Source organism: Larkinella rosea (genome assembly GCF_003858635.1).
Taxonomy (GTDB): domain Bacteria; phylum Bacteroidota; class Bacteroidia; order Cytophagales; family Spirosomataceae; genus Larkinella; species Larkinella rosea.
On sequence record NZ_RQJO01000010.1, the window covers coordinates 718,120 to 741,897 of the forward strand.

Here is a 23,778-nt window from a genome sequence, read left to right on the forward strand (position 1 = left end):
CGGGGATGGTGATCGGCGCGCTGGTGCTGCTGGGAATGGCTTCGGTCTATTTCTGGTTCGACCCCAGCCGGGTGTCGTTCTTTCCGCCCTGCCCCTTTCGGCTGCTCACCGGGCTCGAATGTCCGGGCTGCGGTTCGCAACGCTGTTTTCATCAACTCTTGCACGGCAACCTGCGGCAGGCGTATCACCATAATCCGTTGATGGTGATCTCCCTGCCGTATGTATTGACCGGTTTGGTAATGGAGTACACGCCTTTGCGGGAAACACAGGCGGCTTTCCACCAGCGGTTTTACGGAAAAACAGCCAGTCTGGTTGTCTTTGGAATCGTGGTTGTTTATTGGATCGGGCGCAATATCGGGTGATCAGAATGCTTCGCCCAGCGAGATGTATAGGCCCGTTCCTTCGCGCGTAATGCCCAGATCGGCCCGGAGAAACACATCTTTTTTCTGGAAAAATAAAAACCGCACTCCCCCGCCCGCAGCCCAGCGAATGTGATTGAGCTGGACGGCCCCCACCGAGGGCGCAACGGTCCCCATTGCGGCAAACACCGTTCCACCCCAGCGTTTACTGAATCCAAACGGTAACCAGCGGAGTTCGGCCTGCGTGGCCAGCACATTTTTGTCACGGTAGCGCCCCAGGTAATAACCCCGCATCAGCGATTCGCCCCCGATCAGGCCCAGGTTATTGAACGGAATCTGCCCGGTCATGAACGTTCCGGCCAGTTGCACCGCCAGCACCCGGCTGGGGCGGCCCAGTGGCCGGTATAACCGCCCGTCGAGCACCACGCTCCGGTACCTGAAATCGCTGCCCAACCCGGGTTGGTACCACAAAATTCCGGTTTCCAGAAACTGTCCTTTGCGAACATTCAGGACATTTTTTCGATCGTCGTAGACCAGCGCCAGCCCCAGTCCTGTTGTTTCAGAACCCGTTCCGCCCACCGGTAATTCAAAGTTTGGCGTTTCCTCGGATTCAAAATTCACCCGCCGAATGCTTTGGAAATCGGCTTCAATGCCTGCATACCAGTTGTTTTTGACCTTGCGGAGAATGCGCTGGCGGATTTGAAAATAAACCGAATTGACCAACACCGGACTGGACTTGGAGGTGGCGGGACCAATGCCGTAATAGAGCAGCGGAAACTGCTGGTAGCGCGCCCGACCCAGAAAAAAATACGTATTCCGGTTGGTATAAACGGCATTTTCGAGCAAGGCACCAAACTGGCCTTTCAGCGTTACGAAGGTATTGAGATTGACTTCGCTCAGGCGGTTGACGACCGTATCGCCCTTCGCATAAAATAACGAGAACGTCCGGATGCCTACTTCCAGACTGGTTTCGGGCGAAAAACCGAGCGTCGGAAACACCAGCAGTTTTGATGTAGCTGCCGATGAGGTGTCGTTCAGCACTTTTTTCACAAACCGCACCACCTGTCCCTGAGCCCAAACCGGCGAAAACAAGCCTCCGTGAAGCACTATCAGTAGAAGTATTCGCAGGCGAATTTCCATGGTTCGTCATCTAGTCAGAATCACAACTGGAAAAACCGCCCGATTGATTTGACTGCTTCCAAAAAACGCCCGGAAAAACCGGGTTATTCGGCCAGATTAAACCGCACCTGGACCCCACCGGCTGTGGTGGCCCGGCGGAACGAGTTGGAAACCAGCGGATCGTTAAACGTCCGGTCGAAATAAACCTGCACGTTTAACCGGCGGCTGACCACATAACTCACCTGCGGCCGCAACTGGAAGTTGACGTTCCCGGCCGTAATGATCTGTTCGCCAACGCCGTTTTCACTCGTCGGAGCCGAGACCGACGAATCGTCAAATTTCCGCTGAACCGTCCGCGTATCGCGGAAGGTCAGGTTGCAATTGAAGGTCAGATCATTTTTCAGGCGTTTGTAGGCTCCGTTGATCTTAAAGGGAATTTTGAAGTTTGTTTTCGTGAAACCAAACCGGAAGGTGATGTCTTTGTTGCTCAGTTCGGCTACCTGCGCGTTGGACAGGTTCAAGGCCACACTGCGGTCCTGATTGTATTCCAATCCTCCGCTGATTTTGCTCTGGGTCCGGAACGTAACTCCGACCAGGGGCGCAAACCGCTCCGTCATCGTGATCGTACTCATGACAAAAATCGGAACGTACTGAAACTGTGTATTGTAACGCGAAGCCAGCGGGTAGCCCATCACAGCCAGGTTGACATATGCTGATTCGTAATCGAGGGATGACGTAAAGTTCCCGACGCTGTAGGTCGAGTTGTAACTGTGGGTAAGTGTGAAGGCGCTGAACAGTTTTTTAAACCCATTCAGTTGCGACAATCCGTTGTAATCGATGCGCCAGTTGGGCAAGGGGAAGCGCAGAAACGGATTGAATTTCACCGTATTGGGATCTTTTCCGCTGTAGGCTGCGAAGAAGGCCGGAATCAGTACATCCTGCGATGTCAGATTGTATTGTCCCCCATTTCCTGATGCAGGGTTATCCCGAATCAGGCGATTCAGAATGATCTTACGATACTCGGCAAACTTGTCGAAAATCGGCGATGAATTATCCTTGTTCAACTTGGAAAAAGCGGTTTTGAACGACAGGAACGACATACTGAACTGCCCGTTGCGGTACGGGCTCAGGCTTCTGAATGACCCACCGACCGTATCCACCCGGTACGTTTCCTGGTAACTATCCTGCCGGGTCAGCCGGGCTTCGACCGTAATCCGGAAATCTTTGAAAGGCTCCAGCGTGGTTCGGGCGTCGAATTTCACCCCGCGTGTTTGCGTAAACGGCTGATTGAGCACCGTGCTTTTCGACAGCCAGCCCCGTTCGGCGGCTTTGCGGTTGATGTTCCGATCCTGACTTCCGAGCACAAACGGCAAACCGGGGGCATTTTCGCGCGAAAGGCCAAAGAACCGGGGCGTGGGCAGAAAACCGGGCAATATCGTCGATTCCTGAACTGTATAATTAAAGTTGATGCCGCGGATGGTCAGCAACGTGCGGACAAAACTTTTCAGCAACCGGCTTTCCGTTCGCTGAATATCTTCAACATCTCCGGGGTTTCGGGTGAAGTTTTTTCGCGGAACCGACGGCGTATTGGCAAACCGCAGCGATTTGATTTTATTATACAGCCGGATGAAATCCACCCGTCCCTGCACCCCCCAATCCCGGCTGTTCCGGATGATATTGCCAAACGGAACATTCAGTGTATCGGTAATCCCAAACGAGTTGGCCTGAAACTGATAGTTTATATTGTAGGTCAGATCAGCAGCGATCCAATCGAGCAAAGGCAGCTTGTCGAGCGGCATCCGGTAGGTTGTCCGAATGTCCTGCTCGTAATTTTTCGTTCGGCCAAACCGTTTGGCATTGGCCCAGACCGAGTCGATTTTTGCCTGCGTATTCAGATCCCCGGCGGGTTCGTCGATGATCGCGTTCGTATGTGCCCGGTAAGTCAAAATCAGATTTCGGGTCAAATTCCACTGCAAATTGTAGTCTCGATTGAACCAGAAGTATTTTTCAAACTGCGGCACCATCCCTGCGGTGGTCAATTCCGAATTGCGGAGCTGGGTTTTTACGAAACTACGGTCCACTTCCCCCCGAATGCTCACCTGCGTTGGCAACAACGTCAGGTTAAAATCCTTCAGCCACCGCAAATAAGGCCGTTCCAGAGACTGGAACTGCTTAAACGGTTCGAACGGTTTGGGTTGGGCGCTGTACACATAAGCCAAACTGCCCCGGGTTTGCTTCTGCACAAACTGCTCGGTCAGAATATTGGTGCGGGTCGCTTCGTTGAACGCATACGTAAATGCCAGGTTTTCAACGTCATAGAAGTGATTCCTGGCGTTCGGATTGGTTTTCACCTTCCGCAGATTCGAAAGATTAAAACCGCGCCGGACCGAGTTGTCCTCCACCAGCCGCCGGTATTTTTCCCGTTCATTTTCGTTCAGTGTCGACAGCGTCGTTTCCAGTGGCGTGTCGGGATCGAGCGGGTTAAAATGGGGCTGAATCAGCCGTTTGTCGTAATTGACAAACAGGGGAATCCGCAATCCCCATTTTTCGGGCAACAGCTTATCAACCGAAATCTGGGATTGGATACCGTATTCCGTGGAGGTCTCCCGCGAACGCTCGGCAATCCGTTGCTGGACTCCGCCAAACCCAAACGTGGTGATTTTGCCCGAAGCCGTTACCGTCGCTACATCGGCGAGTTTGGCATTCAGCACCCCGACCGCAGCTCGCCCGGCGGTTTGGTCAAATCCGTTGGCCCGGAATTCGTCCACCCAAATCGTAAAACTCTTGGCCTGTTCGTCGGGTGATTTGGGGTTCCGCACCCCGATCATGATCACCTGCACCGCGCTCAAATCCGGATTTCCGACCACCGTCAGGTTATACCGCCCGTCGAGACTCAGCATGGAAAAGGGTTGCGCCGACGTTCGCGTAAACTGGCGGTTTTTCTCCGCCTTGAGGTTAATCAGTTCATCGATCGCAATGTCCAGGTCGTTGGCGGCTGGCCAAACCTCATCGTCCGGCAAGTTTCCATCGCGGGTATTGACCAGTTTCGGAATTTCGATTTCGTAGTAGTTATCCGTAAAATCCGTTCCCAACCGAATAAACGCCGACACCTGACCGCTTTCGTTCTGTTCATTGTGCATATGAATGAACATCTTCAGGCGTTCCCGAAACAGCAGATCGGTATTGGTGTTTTTAAAAGCCGCCCGCGAATCGCCATCGCGCAAATTCGTGACGCTCAGGCTCATCGACTGCTCATTCAGCTCCACCTGGTTGATCTGCGTAAAATCACGGTCACGCTGAAAACCGGGGGGAACTTTGTACACGTATTTGTTAGTACCCGGGGCGCTGTTCTCTTCAATGTTTACCGCCGTCACCTTAAACTGCGCATCATAGGGTTCCGGCACTTCCTGCAAGCCCCGGGCCGACAGATCGCCGGTGTATTTCCGGTATTGGTTGGAGGTCATCTGCAACTGCGCAAACCGCAACACAACCGGTTGTTCAAAATCCGTCAGGTACATCCGCGCAAACCGCATGGATTTGAACCCGTTGATGTTGCCGACTTTCTTCGGATTATCGCGCACCGGAACCCGGAACAAATACCAGGTTACCGCTTTTCCGGCTTTGGTCTGCACGTCCACTTTATCGACAATATAGCCTTTCCCAACCGCCAGCTGACCCGGTCTCAGGTCGACTTCGTATTCGTAATAGGCTTCGTTGTCGTTGATGGTATTGTCGGTGTTCAAGTCTTCAATGTCGGGCAAGGTCGTCGATGCGGGGGTCACCAGCTGGTTGCGGTCCTGCAACTCGGGCGAGTTGTTTTCCATCCCCATGTATTGTTTATACCGACTGACAATGTGCTGGACGGAATCGGCCCGCTGGCCGTAGTAGAAAATAAAGTCATCGTTGGCCGGATCACTCAGCAGCCGTTCACGGGCCACCGCGTTCAGTCGGGGCGAAACCTGATCGATGTAACTCTTGAAAAACCGGTTTTCTTCGCGGTTACTCAACCCATCCAGACCGACATCCTGCTGCGGCCGGGCGACGTTATCGAAAGCCTGGGTCACAAACTGCGAACGCGTGACACGCCCCCAGGCTGTTGAGTCGGGAGACAGGCCATTCGGAACCGATAGACCATTTTCAAAACCGTACCGACCGTCTTTGATCACGTCTTCCGAAAGGTCGCCGAGGTTAAACACCAGTTTTCCACCGGTGGAGTTGGGCTTGTTCTCGAAACCGTCGTTAATCACTGCATATTTGGCATCCGTTGGTCCTAAAAAGGGGTCCATCAACCAGAATTCGATGTTTTCGATGTTGGCATTGTCAAAATCCGCATCCGACGAAATGGCGCGCATCACCGAACCAAAGTTCTTTTTCGGATCGCCAGCCAGCCGCCCATCCGCCGTCAGGTTCGGGTTGAAATTATACATCCCGCGCTCCCGTGGGAAATAGGCAACGTCCAGAATGTTTTCCGGCAGGTTGACCAGTCGCGCCGAACGCCCTTTGAAGAGTTCGTTGGAAAGGAAAAACTGCTCGTAAAAATTCTTTAGATCTTCGTCCGTCAACGTACTCTGCGGCACCCGGTTATTGGCAATACCAGTCGATGTGCTGAAGGTGTTATCCACCGTATAGACCGAGATCCGGGCGCGGTTGTAGGCAAACGCCAGCGGTTCGGCAAATGTCCCCTGCGGAAAAGCCCGCTCCGGCGTCGTTGGAGTCGAGCCCAGCCGCCAGCGGGTCGGTTGGCGGGTCAGGTCATAAAGGGTTCGGGCAGCTTCGAAGTCGTCGATGAACGCATTGTTGTTCACCCGCGGAGCCACACCGGGAAACAACTGCGCCACTTCGCCCTGAAACGCAATGCTCGACAATTCCTTGGTTTGAATCAGTGGCAGGCCATCGAGCAGCTTGGTTAAAAACCGCGAATCTTTCCGGATGGTGGCGTCAAAACCCAGAATGGTGTTGTTCACCGGCTCGTTGCCAATGGCGACGCGCGTCAGGAAACCGGCCGGGGTTTCCCGCATGTTCATGGCGGTCATCCCGATGTTCACTTCCGGACTCATTTTGTAGTCCAGACGCGTCCCGACCAACCGCCGGATCTGGTTCTGGAACAGATCCGGCCGCTCGTATTTCACCTTGATTTCCTGGCCCGAGTTCATCATGCTCTCGTTCAGGAAGCGAACCCGGCCAATCTGCGACTCGACCACAAAGTCGGTTCCGGGCGACAACGGCACTCCGCCCGCCGTTACCTGCACCGATTTTTCGTCGACACCATACGGCAAGGTCACCTCGCCCGCCGTGGCCGACTGGTAACTGCCTTTCAGGAAAAATTTATTCTTACCCGCCACCTGCTGGGCGTCGACCAGGGTGTTGCGGTACAACTCATTGTAGACGTACTTGGCCTGTAAGGCGTCATTCTTCAATTGGTTGGCCAGATACGATCCGAAGGGTTCCAGAACCGGGAAAATAACCCGGCCATAGCGACTATCGACCGTGACGCCTTCAATGTAATCGAAATTACCGTCCTTCTGCGGATCGAGCTGGGCGTTCACCTGGTCCATGTTGAACACCTGAACGAGTGGAATGTCCTTCACACCACCCGGTCCTTCTTGCAAATTCGGGTTATCGATCCCGGTCAGGTCGTCCTTGTAAATGATCCGCAGCTGAAAATTCTGTTTGTTGATCTGGGTGGTGTTGAGGGAATAGATGTTTTTCATCATCAGATTCCACATCGGCAACTGCGTGTTGTTCCGGATCGTTGCCGACTTCAACAGCTTCAGAATCAGCACTTCGTTATCCTGGCGGTTTTGGTAATCTTCCGTCAGTTCCCCCACTTTGTATTTTCGCCCCTGGTAGGTATACTCATAGGAAACGGCCAGCACTTCGTCGTTGCGCAGGGGCGTTACCAGCGAGATGTAGCCCAGTTCCGACTGAAATTTATACTCGGTTTCGGTCAGGCGTTTGGCCCCCCGCAGCAGTTCATAATCGATTCCTTTGGCAAACCCGAAGGTTCCATCCAGCAAAAAACCGGCCTGATCGACCTGGCGGATGCCCGTATTGGCAGACACTTTGGCAAACAGACCGTTGCCGGTCGCATTGTCTGCGGCAGCGTTGGCATCCGGGTTAACGGGCTGCACGTTCGGATTGGCGGTGTTGTAAGGTCGTGGTTCGCCCAGGTCCGCAAAACCGACGATGTTCCGCAGGGTCGTCGTGGTATTGGTCCGGTTGGTCACGTATACTTCTAAACGCGTAATCGTAACCCCCGACATGATCTGGGGCAGGCGTTTCAGCGACCGCTCGTAATTGTTACGGAAAAACTGCGACAGGAAGAAGTGGCGGTTTTCATCGTAGGTATCGACGCGGATTTCGTAATTTTTCTGCAGATTACCGCCTTTGATGGTGATTTCCTCCTGCTTCGAACGCTGTTGGGAAGCCACCAGCGTAGCGTATAATTTCCCAAACCGGAGCTGGGTTTTCACCCCAAACAGGTTCTGCACACCCGGAATTAACTGGCTGCTGAGCGGCCAGCTGATGTTACCGGCTTCCAGGCCCTGAATAATGCTGGGATCCTGCGGTTGAAACGGCGGAACCGTTGGCTGCATCAGACTGCCCGTCGATGGCAATCCATTGGGCAAACCGCCCGGGCTGGGCAAACCGGGCAGTCCGCTGGTCAGGCCATTTGCATTGGGCAGGTTCGGAACCGGAGGACGGTAATTCAGTTTCAGGACATTCTCAAAATTGAAACTGGATTTGGTATCGTAGTTGGCCGTTACGCCCAACCGTTCCCCAATCTTCCCGTTGAAGTTGATGTTGATCTGTTCGTTAAAGATAAAATTCCCGTTTCGACGCTGCAAAACCGGGATAATGGGGTTATCGATAAACTGGTAGAGATACCCGAAATCGAGCATCACAAACCCATTCGGCTTGAAATCGACCAGATTCCCGCCAAACAGGCGATCGAAAACCGGCGGCAGTTCCAGCTTCGGCAGCAGGCCCCGGCCACTGACAGCGCTTTGCCCGTCCGTACGCGCGCTGTATTCCCGCCACAAACTTTTTTGAACACGTTGGTTCTGTAAGCGGTTATAGTCTCCGTAGGACATGGTCTCGGCCGGCCGGTAGGGCAAACCCGGCGAGGGTCGGGTCGGCGAACCCGGAATACCCGGTGTTGGAGCAATGGCACCCGTCGTAGCTGCGGGTAGTGTGGCGGTTGCCGATGTGGGTCGCGATGATTCCGGTTGGCCGCCGATTCGTTCCAATACCGAAATCTGATCAGGACCATTGAGCTGTACTTCGGTGGAAACCGCCCGCGGATCGCGCAGTAAAAAAGGGGATTTGGGGGTAACGACGGAAAACGGGCTCACGTACCGGTCCCGCCAACGGATAATGGGTCGGCGCTCCGCCGAACGGGTCGCCCGAATGCTGTCCTGACGCGCCCGCGCAATGGAGTCGGCCAATGACACAGGGCGCCGACGGGCGGGAGTTTGCGCGGCTACCGGGTTCATCCAGGTCGATCCTAATATTAACGCACACAACACAATCAGCCCAGGCCCAAGCCGGTCATATACTAACCTCAGCCGGGTCAATCGGTGGGACTCAACACATTCCAAGAGAAGCACGTATAATTTAGTTCGGTGGAATAGGTAGTTAGATTAATTCATAGTCATCTCAATACACCAAACGGCGAAAACCCTGCCAATATTTTAGTTATGAATGATGAGTTATGCGTTATGCGTTAAAAAGCAAATACCTGTTTACCAGGCATTCATCATTTATAACCCATAATTACTTAAGAGCCAGACGAATAAGCTGTTCAACACTGAGATCCTCACCTTCCCGTTTGAGGATGGTATCGAGACTTTTCTCGGCCGTTGGTTTGGGAATTCCCAGGGTGACGAGTGCCGCCAGGGCTTCATCACGAACGGGGTTGATGGCCATCCGGTAATTGGGCGTACCGGCCTGGGCCAGAATGCCCGCTTTCTTCATCTTATCCCGCAATTCCAATATAACCCGTTGAGCGGTTTTACTGCCGATCCCTTTGATTTTCTGCACGGCTCCCACGTTTTCCATCAGAATGGCCTGACGGAGTTCGACGGGCGTCATGGTCGACAGCATGGTCAGGGCGGTGTTGGGTCCAATTCCCGACACACCGATCAGATCCATAAAAAGGATTTTCTCGTCCAGATCGCCGAAGCCGTAAAGCGTCTGGGCGTCCTCACGAATATGTTGATACGTATACAATTTGGACGGTTCCCCGAGCTTCGGCAAAACCGTCGAGGTATACAGCGAGATATGGATTTCATAGCCGACCCCATTGGCTTCCAAAATAACGAGTGTGGGATCTTTATGGGTAATCTTTCCGGAAATATACGCAATCATAGATAGCTATTTCAACCGATTACAAACCGGTCTTAAACAGACAAATATACGAATTAAGGTTGATTTATGCGGTCATGCAACGGCTTATTTCCTCACCGGCAGCAAGCAGTTCGCCCGTTTCTGCCAGGCGGTTTTCACGACCGGTTTTTCTTTATAAATCGACCCGCATTCCGAAGCTGAAACGCGGGTCGTCATTGGTAACCGGAATCTGGCGTTACCCTACAATCAAGCGCTGGCCGGGCTTGAGCGAATTTCCTTTAATTTTATTCAGTTTTTTCAATTGATCAACGGTCAGGTCGCTGTAGCGCTGCGAGATATTCCAGAGGGTATCGCCATCCTGAACCCGGTGGTATTTGGGTTTATACGTTTTGGTGCGTTTCGCAACTTCCGGTTTGCTGCTGCGGTTTTTTGTCGATTTGGCCAGACGGCTGGCGGTTTCCGGTGCGGGCGTTTCGCGCAGGATCACCAGTTTCTGCCCCCGCTGGATGCGGGTTGAACGCAGATGGTTCCATTTTTTCAGGTCGTAAACGTCCACATCGTATTTCTCGGCAATCCGCGAAAGCGCTTCCCCTTTTTTGACGACATAAACTACTTTTTTGGGGTTTCGCCGGACAACCTTCTCAATATCATCATCTTCCGATGAAATGGCATTGGCCGCTACGACGGGCTGAGATTCCCGCGCCTGTTCTTCATTGGCGTTCGTAAACGGAAAATAATCCCGTTTTTTGGAGGAGTCTGACGTATAGGTTACGCTTTCGGTCGACGCCAGTAGCATATTGGTCGAAAGCGAGGGCGTGCGCCCGGCCGAATCGAGAATGGCGCGACGGTTGGCGGCAAAATAATCAAAATGGGCCTTCGGAACGCGAAGCACAAAACTGCGGGTTTGGTCCGACAAAATACCGGTCATAATCGACGGATTCATTTTCTGTACCTCGGCCAGCGGCACCCCGCTGTATTGGCAAAACCGCTCGATCGACAGATAACCGTTCACGTGAATGGTATCGCAGGGAATAGGGTATTCAGGTTGTTCAGCGTAAATCCCGTGGTCGTTGGCGTAGTTCATCATGTAGGTCAACGCAATGAACTGCGGCACATAGGCGCGGGTTTCTTTGGGCAGAAAATTGTAGATCGTCCAGAAAGAGTCGCCCCCGGAACGTCGCATGGCGCGTTTCACCGTTCCCGGCCCGCTGTTGTAAGCCGCCAGTGCCAGGTGCCAGTCACCAAATATCCGATACAGATCTTTCAGATACCGACAGGCCGCATCCGTCGACTTCACCGGGTCCATGCGCTCATCAATGTACTCATCCTGATACAGTTTGAAGTCCGCGCCCGTATACGGCATGAACTGCCACAAACCGCCTGCACCAACGCGCGAAACCGCTTTCGGGTCGAGCGACGACTCCACGATTGAGAGGTATTTCAGTTCGTCGGGGATTTCGTGCTGCGCCAGCAGGCGCTCATACAAAGGGAAGAACATCGGCATCCGTTCCATTACCTTTTTGGTATAACTCGGACGGCGGAATGTAAAATAATCGATAAAACCGTGGACGGTTTTGTTGTAATTCAGGGGAATGCTCTGCTCCAGTTTGGCCAGTCGATCACGCAGAACGGCTTCCGGAACGGACAAAATATCCGGAACATCCACTATTTCAATCGGTTCCTGGGTTGTGTCGGCTCTGACTCCGTTGGTGTCGGCCTGAAAATAGGCTCCCCAACTGTGGGGAACAATGCAAACAAAGATCAGTACGGTGCAAGCCAATCGGAGGCCGTGAAGGGTCGTCTTCAGGTTCGACATGAGCAGGGAATGGGGTTACATAATGGTTAAGTATTCTTCAAGGTAAGTACGGTATGGTCGATAAAAATAGGACAAAAAATAGTTTTCGTCAAACTTTTAGGCAAAAATGGTCGTAAAACTGATTGATCCACCCGGCAAATCTGACGTAGTATTTTGTAAATAAGCGGTTTATACCTAATCCCGGTTTTTGACTATTTTTACCCTTTAAAAACGAGAAAACCGCCCACTTCCGTATTTTCTTTAAGACTTTTTCAGCGGAAATGAGTCACAAATTCCGTCGTATAACTTTCTTTCAAGGCCGCCAGCCAAACGCTTTTACCTCGTCTTGAGCCAATAAAAAACGTCCCGATTTCGGTTCTGTTAAGGCTGGATTAGTCCGGCGCAAATCGAACCGAAATCGGGACGCACACCCCGAGCTTAGGAAAACCGGGTGCCTGTTCGAACCTTAAAAGCTCTCGTAGGTATAGGTCAACGTTTCCTGGGGCCTATTGGGATCGGTGGTTATGCGGGTTGCCGGCAGGTTGCCGTTGTAGGTGTACGCATAGGTAATCGTTCCCCCGGCGACGGTTGCGGCCGAGGTTACATTGTTCTGGCTCAGGTGGAGCACATTGTCAACTCCGCCGTAGTACGTATAGAAATCCACGATTCCGTTGAAGGGCGTAGACACCCCGGCGGTGGCATAAGGTGCCGGAATAACGGCGACATTGTAAAACGGGTTTATTTTCGCGTCGTGCGTAAAGGTGGTGGTAAATGTACCTCCCCCGGGGCCTGGCGATTGTTGCACCGTCGTATTAACGGAGGTCAGGTTGTTTCCGGTAAAGAAGTAATCACTGTCTTCGGTATAGGATGCCCCCCCGGTTGCGAAGGTTTTATGGCTACTTTTCACCTTAAAATCAGGATTGTAGGTAAATGTCAGATTCCAGACGTTGTCATCCCGTCCGTCTTTATCATTGGTATAATACAGCCGGGTCATCTGGCTGTTGACGTACGTGTAGGAATAGGTTTCCGTAATTTTTGCCTGACCCGAAGGCGTAATTTCGCGCTTGAGCTGCGTGACCTGGTTCTGGTCGTTGTAGGTCAAAGCGCTGACTTCGACCGGCGCATCCTGACTGGGATTCTGGGTAGTCGTAATCGCGTTCAAACGCCCCTGCCCATCGTAACCGAACGTGCTGATGTACTGCGTCAACATGCCCCGGGCAGTAGGATCGCCGATTTCCTGCGTTAACGTCTTAATCCGCAGGTGTTCCGTTGGAGAACCCGGTGAAACGTTCGGCATGAGGTGGTCGCCACAACTATAAAAGGCAACAATGACGGATAAATAAAGTAATCCACGAAGTAAGTACGTCTTTTTCATAAGGGTGCAGGCGGTTTTGTTGTTAAATATCAGGTAAAGTATAACTATAAATATAAAAAAAACAACTTATTGACGTATATACTTACTAAACGTTTCACTAACCTGTTTTTTTTAGTAATACCCTAACAATCAATGAGTTTTTCAGATTCCGTTTCTCTCCCAATTTCCCTGAAAGGAAGCCCTCCGTTAGCTGCGCAAACCGCCCGATGTAAGCGGTTTTTATTCGCCCCGAATTGCCTTCGCTCCTTCGTTTTTCCTGATACGATTCCTTAAAAAACTGGTCGGATTCAACGCACCAGCCATTCCTTTCGGAAAGCGGTCGGGCTCTTTCCTTTCTTTTTTCATGATGGGTATCTACCAAAAACACGAAAATATATACCCGACTTTACCGGAAAATCCGGTATACTTTTGCGTCCAATCAAAATCATTCACCCAAATGAAAGCAATAACGTTAAACGGTTCCGGTGGCGTTGAGCACCTGGTTCTGCAGGACATTCCCAAACCCGTGATCGCCAACCACGAAGTTTTGATCCGGACCAAAGCGATCAGTATCAATCCGGTAGACGTAAAAACCAGGGTTGGAAAAGGGGTTACCGGACTACTCCGGGAGTTTGACCCGATTATTTTGGGTTGGGACGTTTCCGGCATTGTTGCCGAAATCGGAAAAGATGTAACCCATTTCCGGGTGGGCGATGCGGTTTTTGGGATGGTGAATTTTCCCGGCCACGGAAAAGCCTATGCCGAATACGTAGCTGCCCCGGCCGATCAGCTCGCCCTGAAACCCGCGACGATCTCGCATGAAGAAGCCGCTGCCGCAACCCTGGCCGCACTCACGGCCTGGCAGGGGCTGGTGCATCACGCCAACATTCAGGCAGGCCAGCGGGTGCTGATCCATGCCGCAGCCGGTGGTGTGGGGCATTTTGCCGTGCAGTTCGCCCACCAATTAGGTACCTACGTGATCGGGACATCGTCGGCAGAGAACCGCGATTTTGTGCTCAGTCTGGGGGCCGATGAACACGTCGATTACAAAGCCCGGCCGTTTGAAGCGGTCGTTTCCGGGATTGACTTTGTGCTGGATACCCTTGGCGGAGAGAACATCGACCGTTCGCTGGAGGTGATCAAGCCGGGCGGCACCATCATCAGTATTCCGAGCGGTTTGAATGAACTGGTAACCGAAAAAGCCAAAGCGAAGGGCATCAACGGCTACACATTTCGGGTTAAATCCAGTGGTGACGACATGCAAACACTCGCCAATCAGTTGGAAAAAGGCCAGTTGAAAGCACGCGTTTTCAAAACGTTTCCGTTCGATCAAATGGCAGAAGCCCACGTACAGGTCGAAACGGGTAAAACCGCCGGGAAAGTGGTGGTTACGATCTAAGAAATCAGCAAGCACACTGGGCTACCCGGTTTTTTAAACTGGACTACTACATTGGCCCAGGAACCGGTTATTTTGCGGGCGTTCACCCTTAAACGCCCGCAAAATGTTCTTCAAAATCCTTCCAATCAAAACAGGGATTGTTCTTATTCTTAGCATCCTCCGGATTTCGACCGGTTTTTCGCAGCACCAGCACGCTACACAAATGGAGAAAAAACCGGATCCGCTGAGTTTTGCCCCGGTTTTTGCGACAATGCTCACCGACCCGGAATTAAAGGACTATAAAATGGAGTCGTCGCTGATGACGGTTGCGCCGGGTGGCCAGGATACCGTAGCCCATCGGCACGACGCCGAACTTTTTGGGTATATCGTGGAAGGAAAAGTAGAAATCGGGCTCGACAAAGGTGTCCCGAAAACCTATACCGCCGGGCAAATGTTTTACGAGAAACGAAACGTAATGCACTCATTGACCCGCAATCCGGACCCAACAACGCCCGCCAGCGTGTTGATCATTTTTATCATTAAAAATGGTCGGCCAGGTTATACAAAGGAATATAAATAGCATACGCAAATAGATCAAAAGTGCTCAGCTATTGAATAAAACAGCATCGCTACCGAGCACTTTTGCAGGTGTTCAATTTTTAGTAATAATCATTTCAATCTGTTCCGACAACCGTTGAAATCCCGTCAATCCTTCGTCTTTAAAAACAATTTTTCCGGAAGGGTCAATAACAATAAAGGTTGGATAGGATGATACCGAAAATTGTATCGCATAGATACTGTTCGTTTGTGAATCAAATAACTGAGTCCAGTCAATTTCTCTTTTCTTCAGGAAGTTTTCTACGATTCCAATATTTTTATCGTAACACACCCCAATCATCGTTATTTTTTGTTTATCGAGCGTTGTATGCAGTTTCTTCAAATCCGGCAGGATTTTTAGGCAGGGCGCGCACCAAGTGCCCCAAAAATCCAGTAAAATGTACTTTCCCTTCAATTTTTGCGACAAAACCGGTGCGTTCGACATTACATCGCTTCCCGAAAAATCAGCCGCCAGAAAGCCAACCTTGCTTCCGTAAACATCTGATTTCAAATTCATTGATTCCAGATAAATGGAATCTCCGGCTGGAGATATCTTTTCAAACAGAAACTTACTATTCCCGACTAAAATAATATCTCCTTTTACGTACTTGTTATCGGCTTTATACGTGCTTTTTATTGTTTTGATGTCAATCCGATCCGGAACAACAAGCAGATACGAAGAGGTTTTTGAGAAATCAAAAATGTTTTTTGAAAACAAAACCAGCTTATACGAGGCTGTATCCACTTTTAGTTGAGTATACCGGTACTGGTAAGGTCGCACCATAAAATGAATCTTATTTTCCAGCGGATCACCATGATCAATGTTTAGCTGAACGGGTTTAATGATTGAATAATCAAATTGGATTGGCAGCGTTTTTCCGGCTATTTTTAAATCGGTTGTAAATCGTTTGTAATTACCCTTCGTAGGACTTTTTAACGTATCCGGAAAATACACTACCTGATCGTCCGACAGGTCCTGATTAAAATTCGCATCAATGATAATATAATCCACATTTGACGTAGTTCTTCCAATCAAAACGGCAATTTCTGTATTAAAATCAGGGAGTTTTATACTCCGGGATAAGGAATAATATTTCGACTCAAGCTTTGGTAGTTTTACATTGATGTGGTTCTTGGCGGGATGGATATACGTAAAGGAATTCGCCGTAGAATCAAACACGCTGGTAAGCAGGTAGGCTTGTGATTGATGCTGTGAAAATGCGTCAAGTGAGCTGCCTATCAGAAATTGAATGCATGTAATCAACAGCCAGTTTTTCATGAAAGTCGGAAGCTAGTTGGTACTATTTTGGCGGATTTACTCCTATTGACTGAAATTTATCAGCCGATCTTCGTCAAAATCCGCCAGACAACCCAAAGTAACTAACAAATAAGTTTAATAACTAATTTATTAGTTATTCTTTTCACTAAAAAGCTTACTTCTTTCTGATGATATTTGTTTTTTGCTACCAAATCGGCCCATCCTGACCTTTATGAAGTTAGTTTGCCATTGCCTTTTCTATTTTTTGCTGCTCAGCTTGAATGCCTGGGCCGTCAAAAACGCCCCTCCCACGCTAACCCGACTCCGGTGCGACTACCGTGATAATCCGCTGGGTATCGAGCGTCGTCAGCCCCGGTTAAGCTGGCAGCTGGTGTCGGATATTCGGGGGCAAAAACAAACCGCCTACCGGATTCTGGTGTCCGATAATCCAAAGTTACTAGCGGCCAATCAGGGCGATTTCTGGGATTCGGGCAAACAGGTTTCCGACCAGTCCATTCAGGTGGTTTACGAGGGAAAACCGCTGCGGGCCAGTCGGCTGTATTTCTGGAAGGTGCAGACCTGGGACAAGGACGGCCAACCCTCGGCCTGGAGTAAAACCGCATCCTGGCAAATGGGTTTGCTGACGCCAGCCGATTGGGGAAAGGCGCAGTGGATTGCCCTGGAAGACCTGCCCGCGTCGGAGCGAATTGTTCCGTTTGTTCACAATCCCGTGTCGAAAAAACCGCTCGGAGACCGGAAATCGGCGCAGAACGCACTGCCGCAATTCCGCAAAGAGTTTACGCTAAAAAAACCGCTGAAACGGGCCACCGCCTTTATTTCTGGTTTAGGTCATTATGAATTGAGTCTCAACGGACAGCGGGTGAAAGATCACTTCATCGATCCCGGCTGGACCAATTACGACCAATACGCCCTGTATGCTACCTACGATTTGACGCCCTCACTCGCTAAAGGCACCAATGTGGTAAGCGTACTGCTCGGCAACGGTTTTTACAACATTCCCGTGGAGCGATACCGGAAAATTGTGGGCTCGTTTGGTTATCCGAAACTGATTTGCAAGCTCCAGCTGGAATATATCGACGGCACGCAGGAAGAAGTTGTTACCGATCAGTCCTGGAAAGTAACCAAAAGTCCGATCACGTATTCCAGCATTTACGGCGGAGAAGACTGGAATGCCACGCTGGAGCAGACCGGCTGGATGTCAGCCGGTTATGATGATTCGAACTGGCAAATCCCGCTCGTCGTTCAGGGGCCGCCCCGGTTGCATTCGCAAACCGCTCCGCCCGTAAAAATCATGGAAACGTTTGCGCCCGTGCGGATAACGGAGCCGAAAGCGGGTATTTTCGTTGTCGATCTGGGACAGAATATGTCTGGTATTCCGCAGATTTCGGTACGGGGAAAAACCGGCTCGGTCGTCAGAATTACACCCGGCGAATTGCTGGGCAACGATAGTCTGGTGACCCAGCAGGCCACCGGCGATCCGCATTTTTATCAATACACGCTAAAGGGAAGCGGTACCGAAACCTGGCAGCCGCGCTTTACGTACTACGGTTTTCGGTACCTGCAAATTGAAGGAGCGGTTCCCGATCAACGTTTGGTCAGTACGGTTTCAAACCCGCCAGGCGATTTACCGGTGCTGACCGCCGTGAAAGGGTTGCACATCCGGGGTTCGGCCGAAACCGTCGGGACGTTTTCGTGTTCGAACGAGCTCTTCAACCGCATCGACCGACTGATTGACTGGGCCATTAAAAGCAACATGGTCAGCACGTTAACGGACTGTCCGCACCGCGAAAAACTGGGCTGGCTGGAAGAAACCCACCTCATGAGCGGTTCGGCCCGCTACACCTACGATCTGGCAACGCTATTGCCAAAAATTATCCAAGATATGCAGTCGGCACAGCTGGCAAACGGCCTGATTCCGGACATTGCGCCGGAATACACTGCTTTTGTGAGCGGTTTTCGCGATTCGCCCGAATGGGGCAGCGCGGGGGCGATTCTTCCCTGGTATACGTACCAATGGTACGGCGATAAAAGCATTCTGCTGGACAGTTACGACATGATGAAAAAGTACGTAAACTACCTGGGGACCAAAGCCAGTGACCACATTCTGACCCACGGATTGGGCGATTGGTGCGATCTGGGGCCAAAACCGCCCGGCGAATCGCAGCTGACGCCGAAAGGCATTACAGCGACGGCTACGTATTACTATGACCTGACGATTCTGGAAAAAACCGCCCGTTTGCTCAGAAAAACCGCCGATGCCGATCACTATCGCCAACTGGCCGAAAGCGTCAAACAGGCGTTCAACAGAAAATATTACGATGCAGAGAAAGGCTACTATGGCTCTGGGAGTCAGACCTCTAACGCCATGCCGATTTACATGAATCTGGTGACGCCCGAAAATAAAGCCGCTGTTACGGCGAGTTTGCTGAAGAGTCTCCAAGAAAACAACTATAGCCTGACGGCGGGCGGCATCGGGTTCCGGTATCTGCTGCTGGCGCTGACGAAAGTCGATGCGTCGGACGCCATTTATGCCATGAACAACCGCTCGGATGTGCCCGGCTACGGTTACCAACTGGCCCACGGCGCCACCGCACTGACCGAATCCTGGCCCGCGCTGCGGTTTGTATCCAACAATCATTTCATGCTCGGGCACCTCATGGAATGGCTCTACAGCGGTCTGGGTGGCATTCAGCAGGACGAAAACGTGCCGGGTTTCAAAGCCATCGTGATCAAACCGGAGGTGGTGGGCGACATCACGCACACCAACGTTCGGTACGTTTCGCCCTACGGCCCGATCCGGAGCGAATGGAAGAAAACCGGTTCGCAACTCGAGCTAACGGTGAGCATTCCGGCCAACACAACGGCAACGGTTTTTCTGCCGGCATCGACTGCCGACCGGATTTCCGAAAGCGGAAAATCGCTTGAAAACCGCAATGACATCAAGGTTCTTCGGACTGAAAATGGCAAATCCGGGCTGGGCATTGGCTCGGGGACATACGTATTTTCGGTGAAGGGACAATAACCTGAAATTACCTAAAACCAACTAACTGCTAATCCCCTTTTCGATAACGCTGGAAATATCTCCTACCCCGCTTGTAGAAAATCGTTTGTTATAGCTGTGTTATTTCTGATTAAAATAAGGCATTATGTATTTTATCAGTAAATCAAAAGGCAGTTTTGATTTTGAAGAATTGTAGCTGTTTCCCGTAAATGTTACCACCAGATCTAAATCTCGGATCACCATAATATACTGTCCACCATTTCCGGAAGCAAAAACAACCGAGTGTTTGAATTTTTCGGTCTTTATTTCTTCAGAATACCAGGCATAACCATAATATGTAGGCTGTGGGAAAGCGGTTTTATTTTTAGAAATCCGCACATTTGAAAAGTTTTCGATTTTTATAAGTCCCTTTGTCATTCTTTTTATCCATTTCGCGGCAACAACCCTTTTGTTATTAAAAACACCCTCATTTAAAACTAATTGCCCAATTTTGTTCATATCTCTCGGAGAAATATAAAAAGAACCCGCCGTCATTTCGTGGCCAACCGGATCTTTAGTCCACCTGTATTTGGTAATGCCCAAAGGCTTGAATAGATAGTTATCTGCAAAATCTGAAACCGTCATGTGTGTAGCATGAGCAATGATACCCCCTAACAGCATTGAGTTAATTGATGTATAATCCCACTGAGTACCTGGTTTATTTTTTATTGGTAGATCAAGGCAAAACTTTATCCAGTCTTGTGTATTTGCCATGTCGTCTTCACAATCTTTGCTTCCTTCCCATTCTTCGCAATCAAAACCAGACTTCATCTCCAGCAAGTGCTCAATGGTCATGCTGTCTTTTAAAGTATTCCAGTTTCCATATGGCTTATATTCCGGAAAAAAAGTATATACTTTTTCATGCACATTTTTAATAAATCCTTTGTCAATGGCAATACCAATCAAAATTGCCGTAACTGATTTAAAAGAAGAGCGGGAATCATGCAGACTATCTTTATTTAACTGATGAAAATAATTCTCGAAAATAAGTTTGCCACGTTGGGTTATCGTAATTCCTTCAAGGTTAGGATAAGTGCCATTACTCCCTGCAATCGCAATACTATCCAGGAGATTTGCACGAATTTGTTGGGCACTTCCGGATGAGCAAAATAGCAGTAGTGGCATTAGAATCTTAAATAAGTTCATTAATTAGTTGCGTTTGGGGAAAGAATACGGATCCTGGTGCTTTATAAATTACGCAGCGGTATTAACAAAAATAAAGCAATTCTAATGGTGGTATATGCGGGTGTTGGGGTTCCATTTCACTGATCAATTTCCAACATAAATTTTCTCACTCATAAGGTAAAAAAGTGCCGGATTTTCGAATCCGGCACCAATAATGACTTCCGGCTTACAGCGCTTTGCCCTTTGCCAGAATCTGAAGCGTTTTATACTCCGGTTCCTTCGTGAAATCAATCGTACCTCCTGCATCTTTATCCAGTGTATACAACAGGTATTCGCCAACAAACCCAACGACCATTTCATCGAGCGTAGGATTCGTTTTTGTAATATCCGCATTGGCACTGGCAAGGTCGATGGCTGTGCTGGTCAGACTATTGATGGTCATGTTAATGGTCGTATTATCTGCATCGGTTATCGAAAGCATTTTATCGCTGTTTGACAATTTCCATTTACCCGATACGGTTTTTCCCCCATCAAGATAGGATATGGTATTGTCTTTATTAAATGTAATGACATTATCATCGCCAAATAAAGCGCCACTTTTGGTGGGAATTGAATACGTTTTGGCGTTTGTTTTAACGCTGATGTCAGTGAATGACCATTTACGAACCAGTAAACTTGCGGTGTCGGGCGCTACGGATTCTTCTTCGGATTTGGAACAGCCAAACAACGTCAGCGTAAACAGGCAGGTAACGAATAGATAAATTTTAATTTTCATTTTGAATAGAATAAAGAAGTTATAAAAATGATTAAAAATGCCTTAAATGTACAATCAATAATTAATATTATATAGTGTACAACTAAATGAATTCAGAAGTAGCAATTCCGGTCACAATTAATTAATCCGGGAAGTATTGATTTACTGCCATTTACCGCACAGAAACCGTAATCTCCCCCGCCAGCAAACCCGGCGCCGTGGCCTTCAACGTCAGGATTCCCGGTTTGCCATTCGGGCGCAGAATCGCCAGACAACGGCCCCGGAACGTTGATTTTTGTGGTTTCTGAAAACTGCTCAGATCCGTCGGATTGGCGTTGCCGACCCCCGCCAGCTGGCCTTCCCCGCTGAACTGAAACGAAACCGGAACCGCTGCCGACGGAATCCGATTACCGTTTTCATCGACCACCTCCACGGCGACGTACGACAAATCGTTGCGATCGGCGCGGACGACCGAACGGTCGGCTTTGAGCCGAAGACGATGCGGTTTTCCGGCGGTCTTCAGCTCAACCGAACCGACTGGTTTGCCGTTTTCAAAACCGGTTGCTTTCAAAACACCCGGCTGATAGGGAACCGTAAATGTGGCCGTAACAGACGTGTCCGGTATCGTTTGCTCACCGATCACTTTCCCGTTTAACTCCAGTTTTACCAACGGACTGCGCGAAAAAACCCGCACCTGCAGCGGTTGTCCTTCCGCGCCCGCCCAGGTCCAGCTCGGCTGTTCGTCCGGCCAGCCCCAATTGGTGACGGTTTCTTTCATGCCGGCCGGAATCGGGCTGTGCACTGCCAGTTCGATTGGACTGTTCCGCCAGACCACATCCCGGTAATGCGACTGCGGTTTTTTGAAACCGATCAGGTCGAGATCCCCGCAATAGGCGTTGAACCACGGCCACGGAAAAACCGCAATCGTGCTGTCTTTGTCGGTTTTCGGCTGCAAAAGCGAATGCCCGATGGCGGTTTCGCCCATGTAATCCATCGCCGTCCAGACAAAATCACCGATGACATAGGGGTGTTTTTCCACCATCTGCCAGTTCTGGAAAGCTTCTTTGGCGAACGTTTCCGTTCCGACCATCACCCGATCCGGATGGCGCTGGTGGTCCGATTCGTAATTTTTCCACTCGTAATTGTAACCGCCAATGTCCAGCAGCGCGAAAGCCGGGTCGGAGTCGGTCCAGACCTTGCCGGGATGTTCCCAAAACACGCAAAGCGCTTCCGTTACGGGTCGGGTGGGGTCCAGCCGACGGGCTTCCTCGGTCAACTTTTTCGTGATGGCCAGCCCCGACGGTTCGGCGCGTTCGTTGATTTCGTTGCCAATACTCCAGATCACCACCGACGGATGGTTGCGGTCGCGGTGAATCATGGCCTGCAAATCCCGCTGCCACCATTCATCGAAAAACCGGTGGTAATCCTGCGGTTTTTTGGGCCGCTGCCACATGTCGAACGCTTCGTCGATGACGAGCAGCCCCAGCCGGTCGCAGGCATCCAGAAACGCCGTCGACGGTGGATTGTGGCTCGTCCGAACGGCATTGAATCCGTTGGCTTTCAGGAGTTCCACCTTGCGTTCCTCGGCCCGGTCGATGGCCACGGCACCCAGCGGCCCGTTGTCGTGGTGAACACAACCGCCTTTCATCAAAAACCGCTTCCCGTTCAGCAGAAAACCGGTTTGGGCACTGTAGGCAATCGACCGGATGCCGGTGGCCGTCGTCACGCTGTCGAGCCGTTTTTTACCGGCAAGAAGCACGACTTTGGTTTGGTACAAGCGGGGCGTCGCGGGCGACCAGCGTTGCGGATTGGCAATCGTAATCAGTTGCTTTCCCTCAGTTTGTCCGTTGGCTCTTACGGTAATCGTTTGCTGATTTTTGCCGACGGTTTTCCCATTCGGCGCGATCAACGAAGTTTGTAAAGTGATTGGAACCGGTTTTCCGGACGGGTTTTCGACAGTGGTAACAACCTGTATCTGAGCGGCTTTCTCGGAAACCTGCGGTGTGGTAATCGAAATACCGAAAGGTGCAATGTGAACCGGTTCGGCAACGGTCAGCCAGACGTGCCGGTAAATACCCGAACCGGTGTACCAGCGGCTGTTTTTGCCGCTATTTTTTACCCGAACCGCCAGCACATTTTCCTGCCCCGGCGGCAGCAAATGGGGTGTCAAATCGTAAAAAAAGGGCGTATACCCGTACGCATGGTAGCCCAGGTGATGCCCGTTCAGCCAAACGTCGGTTTCCATGTGAACGCCATCGAAATAAATGGATACGGTTTTCCCTTTTTCAGATGGACCGATTTTGAACGCCTTCCGGTACCAGCCCGTGCCGCCAACCGTATAACCGGTGGATGTGGCCCCGACGCTGGCCCGCGAAAACGGCCCGGCTACCTGGTCCGGGCTTTGGTTCGGCAGATCTTCGATGCTCCAGTCGTGGGGTAAATCGAGTTTTCGCCAGCTGGCGTCGTTGAAGTCGCGGCTTTCGGCGGTTACGGTGCTGTCTTTCAAAAACCGCCAGTCCGCGTCGAAAAGCCGGGTTCGTGATTGGGCGAAGGCGTGGATTGTAGACAGAAAACTACAGGTTATTAGTAGAAATTTCATATTTATGGTAAGAGTTATTTCGCGGAGTTA

13 protein-coding genes are annotated in these 23,778 nt (G+C 50.7%); 4 read left to right on the forward strand and 9 right to left on the reverse strand.

All coding sequences use genetic code 11. The annotated features are described in order from the left end of the window. Positions 1-5 precede the first annotated feature (5 nt). Positions 6-362, forward strand: coding sequence for a DUF2752 domain-containing protein (locus tag EHT25_RS23845; protein WP_124877667.1), 357 nt, complete (start codon positions 6-8; stop codon positions 360-362). Here EHT25_RS23845 and EHT25_RS23850 read toward each other — a convergent pair whose 3' ends face one another. The 5 genes from EHT25_RS23850 to EHT25_RS23870 form a co-directional block, all read right to left on the reverse strand. Further along, positions 363-1,499: a BamA/TamA family outer membrane protein gene (locus tag EHT25_RS23850; RefSeq protein WP_124877668.1), complete on the reverse strand. Its 1,137-nt coding sequence runs from the start codon at positions 1,497-1,499 to the stop codon at positions 363-365. Between the two features lie 83 nt (positions 1,500-1,582). Continuing rightward, positions 1,583-8,974, reverse strand: a complete 7,392-nt coding sequence (gene sov / locus EHT25_RS23855) for a T9SS outer membrane translocon Sov/SprA (RefSeq protein ID WP_124877669.1) — start codon at positions 8,972-8,974, stop codon at positions 1,583-1,585. Positions 8,975-9,254: 280 nt separating this feature from the next. Beyond that, a complete protein-coding gene (gene ruvA / locus EHT25_RS23860; protein WP_124877670.1) occupies positions 9,255-9,848 on the reverse strand; it encodes a Holliday junction branch migration protein RuvA in 594 nt (197 codons plus the stop codon). Between the two features lie 214 nt (positions 9,849-10,062). Further along, the gene (locus EHT25_RS23865) at positions 10,063-11,643 is read right to left on the reverse strand and encodes a lytic transglycosylase domain-containing protein (protein ID WP_124877671.1); all 1,581 of its coding nucleotides are present in this window, start codon (positions 11,641-11,643) and stop codon (positions 10,063-10,065) included. A gap of 445 nt (positions 11,644-12,088) precedes the next feature. Beyond that, entirely contained in the window at positions 12,089-12,997 is a 909-nt protein-coding gene (locus tag EHT25_RS23870; RefSeq protein WP_124877672.1) for a hypothetical protein, read from the reverse strand. Positions 12,998-13,433: 436 nt separating this feature from the next. Between EHT25_RS23870 and EHT25_RS23875 the strand changes: the two genes are divergently transcribed. Further along, positions 13,434-14,375, forward strand: a complete 942-nt coding sequence (locus EHT25_RS23875; protein WP_124877673.1) for an NADP-dependent oxidoreductase — start codon at positions 13,434-13,436, stop codon at positions 14,373-14,375. A 103-nt stretch (positions 14,376-14,478) separates the two neighbouring features. Beyond that, positions 14,479-14,934, forward strand: a complete 456-nt coding sequence (locus tag EHT25_RS23880; protein WP_124877674.1) for a cupin domain-containing protein — start codon at positions 14,479-14,481, stop codon at positions 14,932-14,934. 72 nt (positions 14,935-15,006) lie between these two features. Here the strand turns inward: EHT25_RS23880 and EHT25_RS23885 are convergent, their stop codons facing one another. Next, positions 15,007-16,230 (reverse strand): TlpA family protein disulfide reductase, encoded by a 1,224-nt coding sequence (locus EHT25_RS23885; RefSeq protein WP_124877675.1) that lies wholly within the window; start codon positions 16,228-16,230, stop codon positions 15,007-15,009. Positions 16,231-16,441: 211 nt separating this feature from the next. Here EHT25_RS23885 and EHT25_RS23890 point away from each other — a divergent pair, with 211 nt between their 5' ends. After that, positions 16,442-19,252: a glycoside hydrolase family 78 protein gene (locus EHT25_RS23890; protein WP_124877676.1), complete on the forward strand. Its 2,811-nt coding sequence runs from the start codon at positions 16,442-16,444 to the stop codon at positions 19,250-19,252. A gap of 99 nt (positions 19,253-19,351) precedes the next feature. On the opposite strand, the gene EHT25_RS23895 is transcribed toward EHT25_RS23890, so the two are convergent. The 3 genes from EHT25_RS23895 to EHT25_RS23905 form a co-directional block, all read right to left on the reverse strand. Then, a complete protein-coding gene (locus tag EHT25_RS23895; protein WP_221622323.1) occupies positions 19,352-20,395 on the reverse strand; it encodes a serine hydrolase domain-containing protein in 1,044 nt (347 codons plus the stop codon). 226 nt (positions 20,396-20,621) lie between these two features. Beyond that, positions 20,622-21,170, reverse strand: a complete 549-nt coding sequence (locus EHT25_RS23900; RefSeq protein ID WP_124877678.1) for a lipocalin family protein — start codon at positions 21,168-21,170, stop codon at positions 20,622-20,624. Between the two features lie 151 nt (positions 21,171-21,321). Beyond that, positions 21,322-23,748, reverse strand: a complete 2,427-nt coding sequence (locus EHT25_RS23905) for a glycoside hydrolase family 2 TIM barrel-domain containing protein (protein WP_124877679.1) — start codon at positions 23,746-23,748, stop codon at positions 21,322-21,324. Positions 23,749-23,778 lie beyond the last annotated feature (30 nt).